The sequence below is a fragment of the Afipia felis ATCC 53690 genome, from assembly GCF_000314735.2.
GTDB classification, from domain to species: domain Bacteria; phylum Pseudomonadota; class Alphaproteobacteria; order Rhizobiales; family Xanthobacteraceae; genus Afipia; species Afipia felis.
Window position 1 is genome coordinate 71760 of sequence record NZ_KB375270.1, and the last position, 18802, is coordinate 90561.

General features: G+C 61.2%; 19 protein-coding genes. 9 read left to right on the top strand and 10 right to left on the bottom strand.

Annotation, left to right across the window (positions count from 1 at the left end):
- Positions 1-76 precede the first annotated feature (76 nt).
- The 3 genes from HMPREF9697_RS00325 to HMPREF9697_RS00335 are packed head-to-tail and all read left to right on the top strand — an operon-like array spanning position 77 to position 5354.
- Positions 77-1909 (top strand): flagellar hook-basal body complex protein, encoded by a 1833-nt coding sequence (locus HMPREF9697_RS00325; protein WP_002715142.1) that lies wholly within the window; start codon positions 77-79, stop codon positions 1907-1909.
- A gap of 39 nt (positions 1910-1948) precedes the next feature.
- On the top strand, positions 1949-3808 hold the full coding sequence (flgK, locus tag HMPREF9697_RS00330; protein ID WP_002715143.1) for a flagellar hook-associated protein FlgK: 1860 nt from the start codon (positions 1949-1951) through the stop codon (positions 3806-3808).
- 7 nt (positions 3809-3815) lie between these two features.
- Positions 3816-5354, top strand: a complete 1539-nt coding sequence (locus HMPREF9697_RS00335) for a hypothetical protein (RefSeq protein WP_002715144.1) — start codon at positions 3816-3818, stop codon at positions 5352-5354.
- A gap of 65 nt (positions 5355-5419) precedes the next feature.
- Here the strand turns inward: HMPREF9697_RS00335 and flbT are convergent, their stop codons facing one another.
- Positions 5420-5845, bottom strand: a complete 426-nt coding sequence (gene flbT, locus HMPREF9697_RS00340) for a flagellar biosynthesis repressor FlbT (RefSeq protein ID WP_002715145.1) — start codon at positions 5843-5845, stop codon at positions 5420-5422.
- Positions 5846-6165: 320 nt separating this feature from the next.
- Here flbT and HMPREF9697_RS00345 point away from each other — a divergent pair, with 320 nt between their 5' ends.
- From HMPREF9697_RS00345 to HMPREF9697_RS00360, 4 genes are all read left to right on the top strand, one after another.
- Positions 6166-7857 carry a flagellin N-terminal helical domain-containing protein gene (locus tag HMPREF9697_RS00345; RefSeq protein ID WP_002715146.1) on the top strand — a complete coding sequence of 564 codons (1692 nt, stop codon included), beginning with the start codon at positions 6166-6168 and terminating at the stop codon, positions 7855-7857.
- Between the two features lie 261 nt (positions 7858-8118).
- Positions 8119-10038: a flagellin N-terminal helical domain-containing protein gene (locus HMPREF9697_RS00350; protein ID WP_002715147.1), complete on the top strand. Its 1920-nt coding sequence runs from the start codon at positions 8119-8121 to the stop codon at positions 10036-10038.
- 144 nt (positions 10039-10182) lie between these two features.
- Positions 10183-10548 (top strand): flagellar biosynthesis regulator FlaF, encoded by a 366-nt coding sequence (gene flaF, locus HMPREF9697_RS00355; RefSeq protein WP_002715148.1) that lies wholly within the window; start codon positions 10183-10185, stop codon positions 10546-10548.
- Between the two features lie 23 nt (positions 10549-10571).
- Positions 10572-10946, top strand: coding sequence for a hypothetical protein (locus tag HMPREF9697_RS00360; RefSeq protein ID WP_002715149.1), 375 nt, complete (start codon positions 10572-10574; stop codon positions 10944-10946).
- A 78-nt stretch (positions 10947-11024) separates the two neighbouring features.
- On the opposite strand, the gene HMPREF9697_RS00365 is transcribed toward HMPREF9697_RS00360, so the two are convergent.
- The 4 genes from HMPREF9697_RS00365 to HMPREF9697_RS00380 form a co-directional block, all read right to left on the bottom strand.
- Positions 11025-11390, bottom strand: coding sequence for a hypothetical protein (locus HMPREF9697_RS00365; protein ID WP_002715150.1), 366 nt, complete (start codon positions 11388-11390; stop codon positions 11025-11027).
- Between the two features lie 181 nt (positions 11391-11571).
- Positions 11572-12063 carry a hypothetical protein gene (locus HMPREF9697_RS00370; RefSeq protein ID WP_002715151.1) on the bottom strand — a complete coding sequence of 164 codons (492 nt, stop codon included), beginning with the start codon at positions 12061-12063 and terminating at the stop codon, positions 11572-11574.
- A gap of 15 nt (positions 12064-12078) precedes the next feature.
- On the bottom strand, positions 12079-12405 hold the full coding sequence (gene flgJ, locus HMPREF9697_RS00375; RefSeq protein WP_002715152.1) for a flagellar assembly peptidoglycan hydrolase FlgJ: 327 nt from the start codon (positions 12403-12405) through the stop codon (positions 12079-12081).
- The gene (locus tag HMPREF9697_RS00380) at positions 12405-13514 is read right to left on the bottom strand and encodes a flagellar basal body P-ring protein FlgI (protein WP_002715153.1); all 1110 of its coding nucleotides are present in this window, start codon (positions 13512-13514) and stop codon (positions 12405-12407) included. The genes flgJ and HMPREF9697_RS00380 overlap by 1 nt, the downstream gene beginning before the upstream one ends.
- Before the next feature lie 310 nt (positions 13515-13824).
- Between HMPREF9697_RS00380 and HMPREF9697_RS00385 the strand changes: the two genes are divergently transcribed.
- Together HMPREF9697_RS00385 and dksA are read left to right on the top strand one after the other, a co-directional pair.
- Entirely contained in the window at positions 13825-14235 is a 411-nt protein-coding gene (locus tag HMPREF9697_RS00385; RefSeq protein WP_002715154.1) for a flagellar assembly protein FliX, read from the top strand.
- A 267-nt stretch (positions 14236-14502) separates the two neighbouring features.
- On the top strand, positions 14503-14868 hold the full coding sequence (gene dksA / locus HMPREF9697_RS00390) for an RNA polymerase-binding protein DksA (RefSeq protein WP_002715155.1): 366 nt from the start codon (positions 14503-14505) through the stop codon (positions 14866-14868).
- 118 nt (positions 14869-14986) lie between these two features.
- Here the strand turns inward: dksA and HMPREF9697_RS00395 are convergent, their stop codons facing one another.
- The 5 genes from HMPREF9697_RS00395 to flgF form a co-directional block, all read right to left on the bottom strand.
- On the bottom strand, positions 14987-15226 hold the full coding sequence (locus tag HMPREF9697_RS00395) for a hypothetical protein (protein ID WP_002715156.1): 240 nt from the start codon (positions 15224-15226) through the stop codon (positions 14987-14989).
- A gap of 128 nt (positions 15227-15354) precedes the next feature.
- A complete protein-coding gene (gene flgH / locus HMPREF9697_RS00400; protein ID WP_002715157.1) occupies positions 15355-16104 on the bottom strand; it encodes a flagellar basal body L-ring protein FlgH in 750 nt (249 codons plus the stop codon).
- Entirely contained in the window at positions 16104-17135 is a 1032-nt protein-coding gene (flgA, locus tag HMPREF9697_RS00405; RefSeq protein ID WP_002715158.1) for a flagellar basal body P-ring formation chaperone FlgA, read from the bottom strand. Before flgA ends, flgH begins: the two co-directional genes overlap by 1 nt.
- A gap of 15 nt (positions 17136-17150) precedes the next feature.
- Positions 17151-17939 (bottom strand): flagellar basal-body rod protein FlgG, encoded by a 789-nt coding sequence (flgG, locus tag HMPREF9697_RS00410; protein ID WP_002715159.1) that lies wholly within the window; start codon positions 17937-17939, stop codon positions 17151-17153.
- 12 nt (positions 17940-17951) lie between these two features.
- The gene (gene flgF, locus HMPREF9697_RS00415) at positions 17952-18719 is read right to left on the bottom strand and encodes a flagellar basal-body rod protein FlgF (RefSeq protein WP_002715160.1); all 768 of its coding nucleotides are present in this window, start codon (positions 18717-18719) and stop codon (positions 17952-17954) included.
- Between the last annotated feature and the right edge of the window lie 83 nt (positions 18720-18802).

Genomic DNA, 18802 nt, shown 5'->3' on the forward strand with positions numbered 1-18802 from the left:
GCTTGCGACTCCTTCTTCGAATGCGGCCTTTTCGGCATCCCGGTGGCCGCCCGGATCGAAGCTGGAGACGATAGTAATGGGTATTTTCGGCGCTCTCACCACCTCCGTCGCAGGCTTGCGCACCCAGTCCTATGCCCTGGAGAACATCTCCGGCAACATTGCGAACTCGCAGACCACCGCTTTCAAGCGCATCGATACGAGCTTCCTCGACCTCATCCCCGATACCGGATCGAACGCGCAGCTTTCGGGCAGCGTGAGCGCGAGCTCGCGCGAAACCAACACGGTGCAGGGCGACGTACAGGCCGCGTCGGTCGCGACCTACATGGCGATCAACGGTGATGGCTTCTTTGCTGTGCAGAAGCCCGGCAGCTTCACCGACAACAACCCGGTTTTCGACGGCGTCGATCGCTTTACCCGCCGCGGCGACTTTACGCTCGACAAGAACGGCTACCTCGTCAACGGCGCGGGCTACTACCTCGAGGGCATTCCGATCGACCCGACCACCGGCAACCTCACCGGCAGCGTGCCGCAGGTGCTGAAGTTCGGCAACGACTTCCTGCCCGCGCAGCCGACCACGACCGTGACCTATCGCGCCAACCTCGCGAGCTATCCGCTGACGACCAAGCACGACACGTCGGTGCCGGGCTCCGAACTGTTGAATGTCGGCGACTTCACTTCGAACCCGCTGATCGTTGGCACGCCGGCGCAGCCTTATGTGAACGGTTCGAAGAGCGGCTCAGCTCAGAACAGCAAGGTGACCACACCCGCGCCTGCGCAGATTACGTCAGCCACAACGCTTTCGGGCGCGGCTGATACCGACTCGATCGGCGTCGATTTCGCGGTCGGCAACACCATCACCATCAATGGCACCCAGACTATCACGTTCGTCGCAGCCGGCACCGACACGACCGGCAATCCGAACCAGATTGCAATCGATGACACGATCGGTAGCCTGCTCTCCAAGATCGACACGCTGAACGGCAATACCAACCCAGCCACCGCGTCGTCGGTGAGCAACGGTATCGTTACTCTGAACACGGGCCTTGCCAACAATCTGTCGATTACCAGCAGCAATGGCGCGGCCTTTGCCACGTTGGGCTTCCCGACGTCGACGGTGACAGCCACTCGCAGCGGCGGCGGCACCGCGGGCACCGGTACGGTGATCGGCTCGGACTCGCAGAACTTCATTGACGAGTCGGTGTCAGGCGGCGCGACCACCGCCTACGACGTCTCCGGCTCACCGGTCAGCCTGCAGTTGCGCTGGGCGAAGACCGACAGTGCAAGCCTCGGCGCTGGCCACACCGACGTCTGGAACCTGTTCTATCAGACCGATCCGAATGCAACGGGCAGCGATGTTGCCTGGAAGAACGTCGGCGTGAATTTCACCTTCGGACCGAACGGCCAGATGAATCCGGCGGTGCCTTCGGTGACGCTGACCAACGCCACCATCGGCGGCATCGTGCTCGGCGACGTAACGATGAATTTTGGCGCGACCGGCCTCACGCAGTTCGCGGACGCTAATGGCAATGTGCAGGTCAACCAGATCCAGAACGACGGTTTCCCCGCCGGTCAGTTGCAGACGGTGTCGATCTCCAACAATGGCCGCGTCGTCGGCAACTATTCCAACGGCCGCAACATCGACCTCGCGGCGATCACGCTTGCGACCTTCAACGGCCCGAACTTCCTCAAGCGCGTCGATGGCGGCGCGTTCGAGGTGACCGATGAGTCCGGCCAGGCGCTGTACGGCAAGGGCGGCACCATCGTCGGCTCCTCGCTGGAAGGCTCCAACACCGACATCGCCGACGAGTTTACCAAGCTGATCGTTACGCAGCAGGCTTATTCCGCGAACACCAAGGTCATCACCACGTCGAACCAGATGGTTCAGGATCTCCTGAACGTTCTGCGCTAGCGCAATCCGCGCGTTCGTAGCTGAGATGGGCAGTTAGTTATGGGTCTGACACAAGCTCTTGCTACCGCGATGTCCGGTCTGCGTGCAAACCAGGCCGCGCTCACGCTCGTTTCTTCGAACGTCGCCAACGTTGAGACGCCGGGTTACGTTCGCAAAAGCGTCAATCAGGTTCAGACGACGACGGGCACGGGCAGTGCCGGTGTCACCGTCACCGGCGTCAACCGCGAACTGGATGTTTATGTCCAGAAGCAGGTTCTGACCGAGACCTCGGGTGCCTCTTACGCGAGCACGCTCGCGAACGCCTTGCAGCGGTTGCAGGGCATCTATGGTGACCCGAGTTCGGACACGACGCTGGAGGCGGCGTTCAACCAGTTGACGGCGGCGCTGCAGGCGCTGTCCACCACGTCGGATTCGCCGGCCGCGCGCACGACGGCGGTGAACGCGGCGCAGTCGCTCGCGCAGATGCTGAACTCGGCCTCTGCGGGCATCCAGTCGCTGCGTGCAGACGCCGAGTCTTCGATCAAGAGCTCGGTCGATGCTGCGAACAACGCGATGAAACAGATCGCGACCATCAACAACCAGTTACTGGGCACGACCGGCGATGATGCGGCTGCGGCCTCGCTGCTCGACCAGCGCGATCAGTACGTCGCGCAATTGTCGCAGTTGATGGATATCCGCGTCATCACCAACGATCGCAATCAGGTCACGGTGTTTACCAATTCCGGCGTGCAACTCGTCGGCAGCGAAGCTGCGACGATTTCCTTCGATGCGCAAGGCACGGTAACGCCGAATACGACCTGGAACTCCGACCCATCGAAAAGCACACTCGGTACGCTGACGCTGACGTTCCCTCATGGCGGCGATATTGATCTGATTGCGACCAACTCGATTCGCTCCGGTTCGCTCGCGGCCAATCTTCAATTGCGCGACCAGACGCTGGTGCAGGCGCAGGCGCAGATCGACCAGCTGGCCGCTTCGATGGCGAGTGCGCTGTCGGACAAGGTCACGTCCGGTACCAAGGCCGATGGTCCGCCGGCCAACTTCTCGCTCGATCTGACCGGACTGCAGAATGGCAATAACGTCCAGTTCACCTATACGGATTCGGCGAACAAGACCCACACCGTCACACTGGTGCAGGTCAACGACCCGTCAGTGCTGCCGCTGAAGAACAGCGCCACCAATGATCCCAACGACGAGGTTTTCGGCGTCGATTTTTCCCAAGGCGTGGGTGCCGTCATCTCGCAACTGAACGGCATGTTCGGCGGTGCCGGATTGCAGTTCTCGAATCCCACCGGTGAGACGCTGCAGATCAGCGGCGACGCAGGTGGAAATGCGGTGGTCAATTCGGCGACGTCGACGATCACTATGACGAATCTGACGAGCGGCAATCCGGAGTTGCCTTTATTCGTCGACAACGGCGTACCTTACACCGGCGCGATCACCGCGACTGGCTCGCAGCAGATGGGTCTCGCGGGGCGGATCAGCGTCAACAACCTTCTGCTCGCCGATCCGTCACGGATGATTATCTACGGCGCGGGGACGCAGTCGGGCGACACCACGCGCTCGGATTTCATTCTCTCCAAATTGACCCAGAGCTCGTACTACGTGTCGCCGCAGACCGGGATCGGTTCGAGCTCGACGCCGTTCAAAGGCACGATGCTGAGCTTCCTGCAGCAGTTCACCACGATGCAGGGACAGGCGGCTGCTTCCGCGCAGCAACTCGCCGACGGCCAGAACGTCGTGCTCTCGACGCTGCAGAACAAGCTGAACTCGTCGTCCGGCGTGAATATCGACGAAGAGATGGCGCATCTGCTGGCGCTACAGAATGCCTATTCGGCGAATGCCCGCGTCATGTCCACGGTGAAGGACATGTTCGACTCGCTGCTGCAATCGATGTGAGGCTGCAATGACCATTGAAGGCGTAAGCGGACGGACCTCCTACCTCGGCACCTCGCTGATCAACATCAAGACCCAGCTCGATACGCTGACCCAGCAACTGGCGAGCGGCAAGAAGTCGACGACCTATGCCGGCCTCGGTTTGGACAGCGCGTTCGCGACCGGTCTGCGGTCGCAGTTGTCGATGCTGTCCGGTTACCAGAGCACGCAGACCAACGTCACGACCCGCATCAATGTCGCCAACCTGTCGCTGCAGAGCCTTGTCGACATGCGCACGCAGGTGCAGTCGGCGGCCACCGGGGCATCGCAGGTTCTCAACGCCAGCGGCCAGACGTCGGGCCAGCAGATCGGCTATGCAGCGTTCACGCAGGCGATCGCAGTTCTCAATACGCAATCGGGCGACCGCTATCTTTTCTCCGGGCGCGCGACCGACACGCCTGCCACGGCGTCTGCCGATGACATTCTCAACGGCGCCAACGGCAAGGATGGCCTGAAGGCGGTGATCGCCGATCGCCTGATCGCCGATCAGGGCACGGGCAGCATGGGTCGCCTCACGACCGACGCGACCACCACGCCCGGCGTGGTGACCGTGGGCGAAGATGCCGCCGGCTCGCCGTTCGGCTTGAAGCTTAGCCGCGTTTCCACCTCGATCGGTGGCGCAGTGGTGTCGCAGCCGTCAGCGCCCGATCCGGCAACGCCCTCGTCCGAGACGATCGATCTCAACACCGCGACGCCGAAGGAAGGCGACACCGTCACGTTCACCTTCACTCTACCGGACCAGACCACGGAGACGGTGCAACTCACAGCGACGACCGCATCGCCGGCGCCGAGCGGCAGCTTCACCATCGACGCCGATCCGACGGTGACAGCGGAGAACATGAAGACCGCGCTCGACTCCTCAATCCAGACGCTGGTGAAGGGGCCGATGGTGGCCGCGTCGGCGATGGCGGCAGGCCAGAACTTTTTCGACAATCCGCCGCAGCGTGTTGGTGGCGGCTCTCCGGTGTCGCCAACGGCCACCACGCTGGTCGATGGTTCGGCCACGACCGTGCAATGGTACACCGGCGAGCAACTCGCCAACCCCGATGCCGATGCACGCGGCACCGCGGTCGCGCAGGTGGACGGCTCGGTTTCAGTGAGCTACGGGGCGGCTGCGAACGAAAGCGCATTCCGTAACCTGCTGCAGAACATGGCGGTGTATGCGGCGGTAACGACGACGGTCGATCCGAATGATCCGAATGGCCAGACCCTTGCCAATGCGCAGATCTCGGCACTGAACCAGCGCGTCAATTCCAATCTCGCGGTCCAGCCCGGTGCGACCTCGGTCGAGGATATCGAGGCGCAGTTCGCCGGCGCTCAGGCGGCCACGAAATCGGCGACCACGCGGCAGACGCAGACGACATCTATGGCCCAGACGATGCTCGACCAGATCCAGGGCATCAACGACGACGAAGTCGCCGCCAAGATCCTGGCGCTGCAGACCAGCCTGCAGGCATCCTACCAGACCACGGCGTCGCTCTATCAGTTGAACCTGCTGAAATTCCTCTGAAGCAGATCGAACGAAAAAAGGGCTTCCTTCTGGAAGCCCTTTTTTTCATGACCGTGTGGAGGTTGTCAGGCGACGCCTTGAAGTGACGAAGCCGAAGCGTTGCGGCGGGCCTGGTCGAGAAGCTCTGCCTCGTGAGCGATCAGCTTCCGCGATTCCTTGAGCGCCTTGTAATAATCGCCGCTTAAGATGTGGTTATTGATCTCCTGGATCGCCGGTATCGAACTCGGCATCGCGGCCAGAAGGTCGCGCACCAGATCAAAATAGACCGCGTGATGTTTCTGCGGATCCTGGGTGATGTACATCAACTGTACCGCCAGATAGAGCAGCTTAGCCGGCGTATCGGCGGTGGCGGGCGTAAGAATGTCCTTCTCGCGCAGGATCGGGATGCGATCGCCCTCGATCAGGATTTTGGCGCGCTGCTCGGTATTGGTGATCACGCACGAGCCGATGATGATTTTCTCGTGCGGCTTGAGCTCGACTTTCAAGGCCATCTGTTGCCCCCGGATTTGATGTGGTTGTTATTCCCGGATTTGACGACGCCTCGTCGTCCGCAGGGCGATCCTTTCCGATCATAGTTAAGGGACGGTAAATAAAGCGGGTCGCCGCTGTTGTGCCGCATTCGGAAAATGTCGAGCGTTTTCAATGAAATCGCTCAAGCTGCGGCATTTGGAATTCCGGACAAAGTGCGGAAAACCGGCACAAACCGATTCATACCTTCTTAGAGCGTTCGTCCCAATGTCCCGAGCATCGTCACCAGTAAAGGTGGCGTCACGCTCACACACGACGTGCTCTTACCAGAAAGGTTAGTACAATGTCAGATATCGTTCTCTCGGCGTCGGTGCGCCAGAACCTCCTGTCGCTGCAGTCGACCGCCGACCTTCTCTCCACCACCCAGACCCGCCTTGCCACCGGCAAGAAAGTCAACTCGGCCCTCGACAATCCGACGAACTTCTTCACCGCTGCTGGCCTCGACTCGCGCGCCAGCGACATCAACAACCTGCTGGACTCGATCGGCAATGGCGTGCAGGTGCTGCAGGCTGCCAACACCGGCATCACCTCGCTGCAGAAGCTGGTCGACAGCGCGAAGTCGATCGCCAACCAGGCTCTGCAGGTTCCGACCGGCTATTCCACCAAGTCGGAAGCCAGCGCCACCATCACCGGCGCAACCGCGGCAAACCTGCTGGGCACCACGACCACGACCTATGCTGCCGGCTCCTACACGGGCTCGGTGGTGAAAAACGACAATACCGGTACTGCAGCTAACATCACCGGCTCTACCATTCTCGGTGGTACTGCGGGCGCCGGTTCGGACAACCTCGGTTCGGCGGCTGCGCTGGACGGCAAGACGCTGACCATCAACGGCAAGACGCTCACCTTCTCCTCGTCGGCCTCGACGGACGCTGATCTCTCCAGCGGCGGCACGATCAGCACGACCGGTACGGTTCAGAACGTCCTCGACGCGATCAACTCGATCGCTGGCGCGGGCACGGCGTCGATCACCGGCGGTCAGATCTCCATCAGCTCCGGTACGACTGCTCAGGGCGTCACACTCGGTGGCTCGGCTCTGTCGGCCTTCGGCCTTAACAGCGGTACGGCTGCCGGTCTTGGTAGCGCTGCGGACGGTGCGACGACCATCAACTCTGCTGGTACCGCGATCGTCGGCGTCGGCACCACCACGGGCGGTCTGTCGGGTCTCGAACTGGACATCGCTGCGACCGATGGCGGCCAGGCCCTCAAGATCACCTTCGGCAGCGGCACGAACTCTTTCAACGCCAGCACCGGCGTTGCGACCAACGTGTCTACGCTCGACCAGCTCAACACCGCGCTGGCCGCCAACAACCTGCAGGCGTCGATCGACTCGAGCGGCAAGCTCTCCATCACGACCACCAATGACCATGCATCGGCGACCATCGCTGCACTCAGCGGTACGGCCACTGGTGCGGGGTTGTTCACCGCAGGCGTCGGTTCTGCCCCGGTGAAGGATGCCAACTCGCAGAACACCCGCGCGAGCTTGATCGCCCAGTACAACACCGTGATCGACCAGATTCGCACCACCGCGCAGGATGCGTCCTTCAACGGCATCAACCTGCTGAACGGCGATCAGCTCAAGATGGTGTTCAACGAAACCGGCAAGTCGACGATCAACATCACCGGCGTCACCTTCGACCCGGCTGGTCTCGGTCTCGGCACGCTGGCCGCCGGCACGGACTTCGTCGACAACTCCTCGACCAACAGCGTGCTGACGGCGCTCAACAACGCCAGCACCACGCTGCGTTCGCAGGCGTCGGCCTTCGGTTCGAACCTCTCGGTCGTGCAGATCCGTCAGGACTTCAACAAGAACCTGATCAACGTGCTGCAGACCGGCTCGGCTAACCTGACTCTCGCCGACACCAACGAGGAAGCGGCGAACAGCCAGGCGCTGTCGACCCGCCAGTCGATCGCGGTGTCCGCGCTGGCGCTGGCCAACCAGTCGCAGCAGAGCGTTCTTCAGCTCCTGCGCTGATACCAGCGACCTTTCACGAGACGAAACGGCGGGGGAAACCCCGCCGTTTTTTTGTTGTTTTGCAGAATCTCGCCGGGCAGGCGGCGGGTATGCCTTTCTCCCGGCCGCAGCCGTCGATGGTCATACTTTATAAAGCAAACAATTTAAGTGCTCTTTAACCATAATTTAAACGGTGCCTCCTAAGAATCCAGGGAAAGACGACCGCTTCGTCGGCAGACGTCGTTGTCCAACCGGTTTGCTTATCCCAAGGAAGGTGCTCACATGTCCGATATCGTTCTTACGGCGTCAGTTCGCCAGAACCTGCTGTCGCTGCAGTCGACTGCGGATCTGTTGGCCACAACCCAAAACCGTCTTGCGACCGGCAAGAAGGTCAACTCGGCCCTCGACAATCCGACGAATTTCTTCACCGCGGCCTCCCTCGACGCGCGTGCCTCCGACATCAACAACCTGCTCGATGGCATCGGCAACGGTGTGCAGGTGCTTCAGGCCGCCAATACCGGCATCACCTCGCTGCAGAAGCTGATCGACAGCGCCAAGTCGATCGCCAACCAGGCGCTGCAGACCCAGGCCGGTTACACCAAGTCTTATGTGAAGACAGGTGCTAACCTCGGCGCAAACGGCTCCAACATTCTCGGGACCTCGACGCCTGCGACGCCTGGTACGGTTACAGCCGGTGCATTTACACCGGTCAACGTGTCGACCGTGGGCACTCCTGCGACGACCGCATCGATCGACGCCGGAACCTTAGGCACGGTGGACCTGTCAGGTGCGGGCACGATCAGCTTCACGGTCAATATTGACGGCACCAACCACAACATCACGCTGGACAACACCATCACTGCTGTCGATAAGACCCAGGTCACCGGCAACGAACTCGCTGCGGCGATCAATGCGCAGATCGGCGGTGGTAGTACGGCAGCGAGCTTCGCCAGCGGTCATCTGACCTTTACCTCGCCGACGGCGGGTGCAGGCGGCTCTGTTACGATCTCGGGAACGACTGGTACGCAGGCCGGAAACTCCGGTATTGCCGACCATGCTATTGTCAGCGGCACGAACACCGGCGCCGATTCACTGAGCTTCTCTGTCACGGTCGATGGCGGTGCAGCGCAGCCCGTGACGATCAGTTCGGCAACCGTCGCAGCCTACAACACCGCGCACGGCACCTCGTTTAATTCCGCCAGCCTGAGCGCCACGCAGATCGCGGCGATGACGAACGCGCAGGTGGGCAGCAACGTCGCTTCGGTGTCGAACGGAAATCTTGTCTTTACGTCTCCAACTGCAGGCGTGACGTCGACGATCGCGGTCAGCGCCGTGACGACCGCCGGTGCAACCACCAACACGACAGGCATCGTTGCGGCGAACAATGTCGGCGCGCCCAGCAGCGGCGGCCTCAACGGCACGACGCTGACGATCGCTTCCACTGGCGGCGGCACCGCGACCACCATTGTCTTCGGCACTGGCCAGGGCCAGGTCTCGACCATCAACCAGCTCAACGCCGCGCTGCTTCCGAATAATCTTCAGGCCAGCATCGACACCACTGGCGCTATCACCATCACGACATCGAACGATGCCGCATCCTCGACCGTCGGTGCGCTCGGCGGCTCCGCCACCAACCCGGGCGGACCGTTTGCCGGCCTCAGCATCGAAGATCCGACCCTCGATCCCACGTCGCAGTCAACCCGCGCCAATCTGGTGGCGCAGTACAACAACATCATCAATCAGATCAAAACCACCTCGCAGGACGCATCGTTCAACGGCGTCAACCTGCTCAACGGCGATCAGCTCAAGCTGATCTTCAACGAAACCGGCAAGTCGACGCTGAACATCACCGGCATCAATCTCGATCCGGCGGGCCTTGGTCTTGGTACGCTGACGGCGGGCACGGACTTTGTCGACAACATCGCGACCAACAAGGTGCTCGATGCGCTCAACTATGCGAGCAGCTTCCTCCGCTCGCAGGCGTCGACTCTTGGTTCGAATCTGTCGATCGTGCAGATCCGTCAGGACTTCTCGAAGCAGCTGATCAACGTGCTGCAGACGGGATCGACCAACCTGACCATTGCCGATACCAACGAGGAGGCGGCGAACAGTCAGGCGCTGTCGACTCGCCAGTCGATCGCGGTCTCCGCGCTTGCGCTGGCCAACCAGTCGCAGCAGAGCGTTCTCAAGCTCCTGCAATAATTCGGGCATAGTAAAGCGGCGGACCCGGTCCGCCGCTTTTTACCGGTCGGCGGCAGTTAAACGCGACCAATCTGCGTAAACTTATTTTAAGCGGATATCTTTACAATTATCCGAAGACGACGAAGCCAATCATCGGGGTCATCTATGTCGAATGCCGCTCAAGCGTATGCCCGCACTGCTCAGACCACATCTTCCCCCCGTGAAATCGAAGCGCAGGCGTTGTTGAAGGCGGCCAGAAAACTTCAAGACGCGATGAGCAACTGGGATCATACCGACGCCGCCGTCAACGATGCCCTGCTGTTCAATCGTAAGCTCTGGTCTATTCTGTTGAGCGCGGTGATGAGCGACGAGAGCCCGCAGACCATCGAGGTCCGTCAGAACATTGCCAACATCGGTACATTCGTCATGACCCAGACGGCCGAGATACAGATCGCGCCGAATCCGGAATTGCTGAAGCCGCTGATCGAGATTAACCGCAATCTCGCCGCCGGCCTGTCCGGACGTGCCTGATCGCAAACGGCGAGGGTGAGCCCGTGGCCGACATCTACAGCATCATCTCGTCGAACTACGTTACCGTTGGCAACAATATCTCGGGCTTGGCGAATTCGAGCACGCCCTACGTTCCGGTCGATGCCTCCCTGTATCAGGGCAGCTGGACCGGAGCCTATGCCGACAACACCAAGTTCACGATCCAGATTTCGAACGTGACAGGTTTTCGCGCCAAGGTCCGCTACCAGAGTGGTTCGACCCTGAAGTACCAGGACATCCTCATCAAGGATAACTCGTTCAAGTTCGGCGATTCGAAATTCACCCTCACCCAGACGGGCAAGGCGCAGGTCAAGACTGTGATGACAAATGCAGCGACCGGCGCGCAGTCTCTCGAGACGGCCTACGCCACGATGGACTGAAAGCTCTCATTCGGATTCATATGAAAAGGCCGCAGGAACTCCTGCGGCCTGTTTTGTTTGAATGGGTATTCGACCTGCTTACGCATGGCGGTCGGCGCGATGCTCAGCCTTCTTTTCCTGCTTGGCTTCATCCTGCGCACGCAGGTAAGCCCGCGCCCGCAACCGCGTCTCGTCAGGATACTGATTGACGACGAGGTTGGTGCGGTTGTCGACCACCTGATACACGACCTCGGCAGCCGCTCGATCGATCATGATCTGATGGCCGAAATTGCCGTTGGCGCGGGGATCGGAACTGTTCGTCTGAACGTTCGAAGTCGCGATCACGGCCTTATCGGAATCAAGCTGTGTCCGAACAGCCGACTTCGCGGCTTCGGGTATCTGCTGCACGACAGCAGGCGTCACGACCGACGCTCCCACCGGTCTGATGCTGAAATCCGTGCTCATGGCTGCCTCCTGGCCTCCTTTGAGTCAAAGTGCTTCCTTTGGGAACACCTTGGAACAGGAAGTCTGAAGGCAGTGCTAGGAGCGGGGTCGCAATTTGAATCGAATTGTATCGTGTGGCGCGCAACGATGCGCCGACATCCTCTGGATTCCCGTTTTCACAGGAATGACGAAGAGAGGGTCCTTAAAGCGAGCGGCTGAGCGTCAGCGGTGCGGAGTAACGATGGTTCGGCGCCGCGCGTTGGCCCGCGGCAGTATAACCTTGCGGGTTGCGGCGCCGCTGGATTTCGCCGTTCACGCCGCGAATGATGCCTTCGGACACCGCATGTGCGGTCGCGAGCACGGTAAGGTTGACCTGCAACATGGCGCGGAAGGTGTCGTGATGGCGATGGAGTGTTGCCAGTAGTTCAGGTGTCGATCGCTTGAGGTAGGGGGCGCTGTGCTTGATCTCGGAGACAGCACGCATGTAGTTGCGCGAGGCTTCGCCTTTCCTGTCTTCGAGTGCGATCGCCTCACGCACCTTGCCCGCGCGCACGAGTTCGGTTTCCTGCTCCACGATGTCGAGCAGGCTCGCCATGATGCTCATCAATCCGTCCGCTAGCCGTCGCGCATCGGCCGGCGTCGAGGCCGGGACGATCGGCGCTGGCGCATTGTGTTGTGAAGACATGGTGTTCATGGGGAAACTCCCGGCTTAAGCTGCTTTGTTGGCCTGCTGCGTAATCAGCGTGCGATAGACTTCATCGCCGATACCGATGCCGCCGGCCTTGGCGAACGAGCGCGCATACTGGTCGGTCATCATCGAGCGCCAGACGCCGGTGCCCGGCGTGTCGCCGAACGGGCCTTCGCCTTTCAAGCCGGACGTCATTTGCGAAAACATCGAATTGAGGAACACCGCCTCGAAATCTTCCGCCTTGGCTTTCGCCTTGGCCCGGTTCTCAGGCGAGACCTTCTCGAGTGCCTGGGCGAACAGCGGATCGGTGCGACCGTTGATGAGCGGCATGGAGGGTGATGCGGTCATCACATCACCTCGATGTCGGCCTGGATCGCGCCCGCGGCCTTGATCGCCTGCAGGATGCTGATCATGTCGCGCGGGCCGATGCCCAATCCATTGAGGCCGTCGACGAGTTGCTGGAGCGAGACGCCGTCTTTGACCAGGGCGAGCTTTCTGCCGTCTTCCCGAACACCGACATTGGTGTTCGGCGTCACGACAGTCCGTCCGTTGCCGAACGCATTGGGCTGGCTGACTTGGGGGCTCTCTGAAATCGTCACGGTGAGATTGCCTTGTGCCACCGCGACCATGCTGACGCGCACGTCGCGGCCCATGACAATGATGCCCGAGCGTTCGTCGATGATAATCTTGGCGCCGATGTCCGGTTCGACCTGGAGTTGTTCGATCTCGGTCAGCAACGCGACGACATTGCCTTTGAATTCCGCCGGAATGCTGAGCTGCACGGTCGACGGATCGACAGGCTCGGCGACCTTGTTGCCGAGATAGTCGTTGACGGCGGCGGCGATGCGCTTCGCCGTGGTGAAGTCGCTGTTGCGCAGCGCAAGCCGAACGTTTGGCAGGCGGTTAAGCGCAAATTCGATCTCGCGTTCGACCAGCGCGCCGTTGGCGATGCGACCGTTGGTCGGTACACCCTTGGTGACGCTGGCCGCCTGGCCTTCCGCCGAAAAGCCGCCGATCGCAAGTGAGCCTTGCGCAACCGCATAGACGTTGCCGTCGGCGCCGAGCAGGGGGGTGACGAGCAGGGTGCCACCCTGCAGGCTCTTGGCGTCGCCCATCGCCGAGACGGTGACGTCCATTCGCGTGCCTTGGGTCGCGAAGGCGGGCAGGTTGCCGGTCACCATGACCGCGGCGACGTTGCCAGTGCGGATCGTGGCGCCGCGGATGTTGACGCCCATGCGTTCCAGCATCGCCTGCAGCGATTGCTTGGTGAAGGGGATGTTGTTGAGGGTATCGCCGGTGCCATTGAGGCCGACGACGAGACCGTAACCGATCAACTGGTTCTGGCGCACGCCTTCGATATTGGCGAGATCCTTGATGCGCGATGTCGCGCAGGCAGGCCCGATCGCGATCAAAGTCGCGATGGCCGCTCCGCACAGCGCCTGAAATAGCCGAACCATCCTCGCTCCCCGCTGAGGTTCCGTCTCACTTGGTCCACCCGCTCCCACAGGAGAACCGGCGATTGCCTTGCGAGAGCCGTGCCAGTTTCCGGTAGAGTTGATTCATTGAAATTGCTTGGCTTTTCTGACCGCATATCGATCTTTGGACCGGTGCGGCTGCTCCGAACTTGCCGGACCGGCAAATTCTGCCGGGTCGTTTAGGAATTCTTAACCATGAAGGCGCAAATCTCGCGGCATAGCTCGTGTGTCCCTTCGTCGGGCTGAGACGCTGCAGGGCAGGCAACTAGGCCAACGGCCGAGCGAGACGATCATGCGAATCAACGGACCCAACGGCACCACTTTCGGAACGGCCACATCGAGTGTGCGGCGGACGAGTTCCGGCGGTTTCACCCTCGATGAGATGACGACGGCGACCGAGACCCGCGCCGCGACTGCGCCACGCGCCGCCGCCGGCATCGATGCGTTGCTGGCGCTTCAGGGGATCGAGGAAGATCCGACCCAGCGCCGCAGACGCTCCGTCGCGCGCGGCAAGAACGCGCTCGACCTTCTCGATGATCTCAAGATCGGAATGCTGTCGGGGACGCTGGATCCGTCGATGGTGAACCGGCTCCGCGGAGCGGCGACCGAATTGAAGATGGGTTCGGGAGATGCGGGCCTCGACCAGGTGCTCTCCGAGATCGAGTTGCGGGTCGAAGTCGAGATCGCAAAAGCTGCGCGCTGAAATAGGTCGCGGATTCACTCTGGCGATATTTGGCGAAGTTTCTCATTTTTCGCGTCAGAAGCTCCGTTTTGCGGGCATTTTCGGCAATTCTGTCCCCAGTTCCGCAGTAAACGGGGCATAGCCCGGGCGGAGGGCTTTCCCTGTATTGTCTGTCATGGATCGCCGCTATATAAGCACCGCCCGGCGACCCGGATCGCCCTGGCTGGGGGATGAGAATCGGTGTTGGAAAAAGTGAAGCCTTATAAGCCGTCCGAGAAGGAGCCGTTCATGAACGAACGGCAGCGCGAATACTTCCGCGCCAAACTTCTCGCCTGGAAGGAGGAGATCCTGCGCGAGGCGAAAACCACGCTTCAGCAGTTGCAGGAAGAGAACGTCAATCACCCCGATCTTGCCGATCGTGCATCGTCGGAAACCGATCGTGCCATCGAGCTTCGTGCTCGAGATCGCCAGCGCAAGCTGATCTCTAAGATCGACGCTGCGATCCAGCGCATCGAGGACAACACCTACGGTTATTGCGAGGAGACCGGCGAGCCGATTTCGCTGAAGCGGCTCGAAGCACGGCCGATCGCGACGCTGTCGGTCGAGGCGCAGGAGCGTCACGAAAAGCGCGAGAAGGTCTATCGCGACGAATAGACGGCTTTGATTGTTGTAGGGTTTTGCGGCGCGCGATGACGGTTCAGTCTCGCGCGCCGTTTTCGTTTGACGTCGTCCGATCAATTTATGCCGTTCAGCTTGATAAAGCCCCCGCAAGTTACGTGGGTGGAGACACAACGGCGGGCGGAAAGAGGGCAGTCAATAGTGCCACCAGCAGGATCACGATTCCTGCGCCGACTCCCATTCCTATGATGATCCCGAGAACGAGATCGGGAATTCCATCGTTCTGGTCGTCTTTCATGGCGAGCGGAACGGTACGCCGGTTTTTACCGGCCAGAAATTTCAAAAAAGAGGTATCGATGCCCAACGCTGCCTTGGTGGCCACGTTCGTGTTCATGCCTCTCCCGGAAACGGTCGCGGCCTCCGCCAGGGGAGCTGGCGAAGGCCGCGTCGTATACGCCTTTCCATGCCTAGGTTCACGGATTGGCGTGGGAGCTCGGAAGATCGCGAAGGGAGAGTTCGCGATCAGAACGGAAGCAGGATGTCCATCACCTGTTGTCCCAAGCGCGCCTGCTGGACGTCGGTGATTTGGCCGCGGCCGCCATAGGCGATGCGGGCCTGCGCGATCTTGCTGGAGTCGATGGTGTTGTCGCTCTGGATGTCTTCCGGCCGCACGATGCCCGCGACCACCAGTTCGCGAATTTCAAAGTTGACGCGGATCTCCTGCTTGCCTTCGACCACGAGATTGCCGTTCGGCAGCAGCTGCGTGACCACGGCGGCGACGTTGGTCTGCAAGGCTTCCTGCCGCGTGATCGAACCCTTGCCGTCGGTAGAGGAGGTCGAATCCGTCGTCAGCATGTTGCCCGCGGTATTGGTGCCGGGCACCTTTTTCACGCCGAAGAAGCTGGTGATGTTGGAATCCTCGGTGCCGGACCGGCTGCGCTGGGTTTCGTTGGCGATGTTGGCCTTGTCGGTGATGTTGACGGTGATGGTGAGAATGTCGCCGACCTGATGGGCGCGCTGATCCTTGAAGAAGGCGCGTGAACCGTTCCGCCACAGCGAGTTGGGATTGTAGGACGCAGGCTGCGGTGTTGGCATCGGCATCGACACTGGCTTGTAGCCCGCCTTCGTCGTCGGGTTGTCGATTGTCGAGAGTTTCGGCTGCTCGCCGACATTGGCGAGGCGTTCGAGTGAGGAGCAGCCGCTCGCGAGGCATCCGATCGTCGCGAGCGCGGCGACAGTGCGGAGGAGGTGAAGCTTGCGATGCCTGTACATTACTCGGTCTTTCCGGCTGCAGCCGTATTGGCGGCGAGGGTGGTGGGCCGCAGGATGCGCGGCTGGGCAGCGATGATCGCGACCTGACCCGGCCCGACGACGATGCCCTGCACGGTGCGTTTCGATTGCAGGTTTATGACGTTGACGGTGTCGCCCTTGGTGCCGGCCTCGAGCGACTTCCCGCGGCCTGTGAGGTAGATGCCTGGTGCTTCGTAGATCAGCGTGATCGCCTGGTCGCGCGTCACGAGATCCGCCTTGGCGAGATCGAGAGTTCGGAGCGCCTGTCCGGCGCGCATCGCGCGGCGCATCTGCATGCCGACCGCGCGATCGAGCGAAATTCCGTCGGAGCCGACTTCGGCCTTGGGGCGGCGTTCGATGCTGACGTCGGAGGCCTTGATGACGTCGTTGCGCTCCATCGGGCGCATCAGCACGGCGGCCTGCACGGTCTCGATCGCGGTGCCGGTGAAGCGCAGCTTCGCGGGCGTTGAGGATGCGTCGCTGGCGATGTCGAACAGCACGTCGAAGCGGCCGCTGCGCGCATCGTAATAGGTTGCGACCGGGATCATGTCGCCGGTGAGCGCGGGATCAAGCTGTACGTCGCGCAGTTCGCGGTCGAAGGTCAGCGACAGATTCTCGGCGTCGCCAAGACCGCCACGATGCGCAAGCGCCTTCGCCACCTGCTGCTCGATATCCTTAGCAGGCAGCGGACGCGACGCGCGGGTGATCGCGATCTCCTTGAGGTTGTGGGTGTCGACGCCGATCACCTGATTGGCGCGGAGCGTTTCGATGAGTTGCGCAGTTCGCAGCATGCCGGTGGTGCCGAGGTCGGGCGCGCGGTAGATCGCGATCTGCGCCGCGGTGCCGGCGTTGTCGACGAGATCGCCGATCCGCACCACCTCGCTCGTGATGACGACGCTGGAGCGCAGCGAAGGGCCGTGAGTGACGTCCTGCATGGGCTCCGCGAAGGCGGGCGCTGCAGCGAGCAGGAAAGCGGCAAAGGCGAGGCCGGTTTTCATGATGGAGTTTTTCATGATCGTGCTCATGGCTTAGCGCAGCATGCCAGTGGTGGATTGCATCATCTGATCGGCAGCGCTGACGACCTTGGCGTTCATCTCATAGGCGCGCTGAGCCGCGATCAGATCGGAAATTTCGGACACCACCTCGACGTTGGCCTGTTCGAGGTTGCCCTGCTGGATGTCGCCGAAGCCGTCCGCATTGGCGAGGCCGTCCTGCGGCGGGCCGGAAGCGGGAGTGTCGGTGAAGAGGTTGTCGCCAACCGATTGCAGCCCCGCTTTGTTGATAAAACGGGTGAGCCCAATCTGGCCGAGCACCGAAGGTGTGGTGGAGCCCGGCAGCATCACCGAGACCTGCCCCTGCGCGTTGATCGTGAGTTGCGAGGCATTCTGCGGAATCGAAATGGTCGGTTGCAGCAGATTGCCCTGCGCGTTGACAATGCGTCCCTGGCCGTCGGTCGTGAACGAACCGTCACGGGTGTAGGCGTAGGTCGAGTCTGGCAACTGGATTTTGAAGTACCCCTCGCCGCGAACTGCGATGTTAAGATCGCCGCCGACAGGCGAGAGTGTGCCTTGCGTCATCAAGCGTGGCGTGCCGACGGTCTTGACGCCGCCGCCGATGTCGATGCCAACCGGCAGCACAGTGCCCTGATCGGACGCCTGCGCGCCGACGCGCTGGACGTGCTCGTAGAGCAGGTCCTGGAAGCTCGCCATCTGCTTTTTGTAGCCGGTGGTGCGCAGGTTCGCGATGTTGTTGGAGATGACCTGAACGCTCAGTTCCTGAGCGGCCATTCCTGTCGCGGCGGTGTAGAGGGCGCGCATTGTTCAATCTCCTCAGGCCGGGACTTCAGCGAGAGACTGGATCGCGTTCTTCCGCAGATCCGCCTGCTGCTGCAGCAAATTCGAAATGTTCTGGTAGGTGCGGGTGATTTCCAGCATCCGGCTCATCTCGGCGATCGCGTTGACGTTCGAGCGCTCGACGAAGCCTTCCTTAACGGTGGACTTTGTATCGACCTGCCCGACAACGTTCGCGGGCGCGGAGAACAGGTTCGAGCCTTGCTTCTGCAACTGCTGCGGGTTGGCGAACGAGGTAAGCTTCAGCTTGCCGCGAAGCGAGTCGGTCTGGGTGATGGTGCCTTCGAGAACCGTGATAGTGCCGTCGTCGGTGATCTTGATGTCGTGGTCGGTCGGCTGGAAGGTGATGACGCCGTTGGTGCCGAGCACGGGATAGCCGCTCGAGTTGACGAGTTGGCCCTGCGCGTTGATCTGGAAACGGCCATCGCGGGTGTAGCGCTCGCCTCCCGGGGTCTGGACCGTGAAGAAGCCGTTGCCGCTGACGGCGACATCGAGCGGGTTTTTGGTGTTCTCGAGCGGGCCTTGCGAAAAGTCGCGCACCGTGGCGCGATCGTGCACGAAGCTGACGCGGCGGTCGCTCCCGGTGAAATTGTCCTCGTGGGCACCCGAACGCAAATATTCCTCGAACAATGAGGAATCGGACTTGTAGCCGTTGGTGCCGACGTTCGCCACGTTGTTGGCGACGACATCGAGCTGCCGCTCAAGCGTCATCTGGCGCGATAGCGCGATGAGAGTCGTGTTCTCCATCGCAGTTCTCCCCTTGCAAAACCGCCCTCTGCCTCTCCCAAAGCCGATGGTGGTTCGTTAAACCGTCTGCTCTCCCAAGCGGC

Coding starts and splice junctions, on each gene's coding strand:
- flgH (WP_002715157.1), bottom strand. CDS start 16,104: ATGTACAGGCATCGCAAGCTTCACCTCCTCCGCACTGTCGCCGCGCTC.
- HMPREF9697_RS00335 (WP_002715144.1), top strand. CDS start 3,816: ATGACCATTGAAGGCGTAAGCGGACGGACCTCCTACCTCGGCACCTCG.
- HMPREF9697_RS00325 (WP_002715142.1), top strand. CDS start 77: ATGGGTATTTTCGGCGCTCTCACCACCTCCGTCGCAGGCTTGCGCACC.
- dksA (WP_002715155.1), top strand. CDS start 14,503: ATGAACGAACGGCAGCGCGAATACTTCCGCGCCAAACTTCTCGCCTGG.
- flgJ (WP_002715152.1), bottom strand. CDS start 12,405: ATGACCGCATCACCCTCCATGCCGCTCATCAACGGTCGCACCGATCCG.
- flgK (WP_002715143.1), top strand. CDS start 1,949: ATGGGTCTGACACAAGCTCTTGCTACCGCGATGTCCGGTCTGCGTGCA.
- flbT (WP_002715145.1), bottom strand. CDS start 5,845: ATGGCCTTGAAAGTCGAGCTCAAGCCGCACGAGAAAATCATCATCGGC.
- HMPREF9697_RS00370 (WP_002715151.1), bottom strand. CDS start 12,063: ATGAACACCATGTCTTCACAACACAATGCGCCAGCGCCGATCGTCCCG.
- flgG (WP_002715159.1), bottom strand. CDS start 17,939: ATGCGCGCCCTCTACACCGCCGCGACAGGAATGGCCGCTCAGGAACTG.
- HMPREF9697_RS00385 (WP_002715154.1), top strand. CDS start 13,825: ATGCGAATCAACGGACCCAACGGCACCACTTTCGGAACGGCCACATCG.
- flaF (WP_002715148.1), top strand. CDS start 10,183: ATGTCGAATGCCGCTCAAGCGTATGCCCGCACTGCTCAGACCACATCT.
- HMPREF9697_RS00395 (WP_002715156.1), bottom strand. CDS start 15,226: ATGAACACGAACGTGGCCACCAAGGCAGCGTTGGGCATCGATACCTCT.
- flgA (WP_002715158.1), bottom strand. CDS start 17,135: ATGAAAAACTCCATCATGAAAACCGGCCTCGCCTTTGCCGCTTTCCTG.
- HMPREF9697_RS00380 (WP_002715153.1), bottom strand. CDS start 13,514: ATGGTTCGGCTATTTCAGGCGCTGTGCGGAGCGGCCATCGCGACTTTG.
- HMPREF9697_RS00350 (WP_002715147.1), top strand. CDS start 8,119: ATGTCCGATATCGTTCTTACGGCGTCAGTTCGCCAGAACCTGCTGTCG.
- HMPREF9697_RS00365 (WP_002715150.1), bottom strand. CDS start 11,390: ATGAGCACGGATTTCAGCATCAGACCGGTGGGAGCGTCGGTCGTGACG.
- HMPREF9697_RS00345 (WP_002715146.1), top strand. CDS start 6,166: ATGTCAGATATCGTTCTCTCGGCGTCGGTGCGCCAGAACCTCCTGTCG.
- flgF (WP_002715160.1), bottom strand. CDS start 18,719: ATGGAGAACACGACTCTCATCGCGCTATCGCGCCAGATGACGCTTGAG.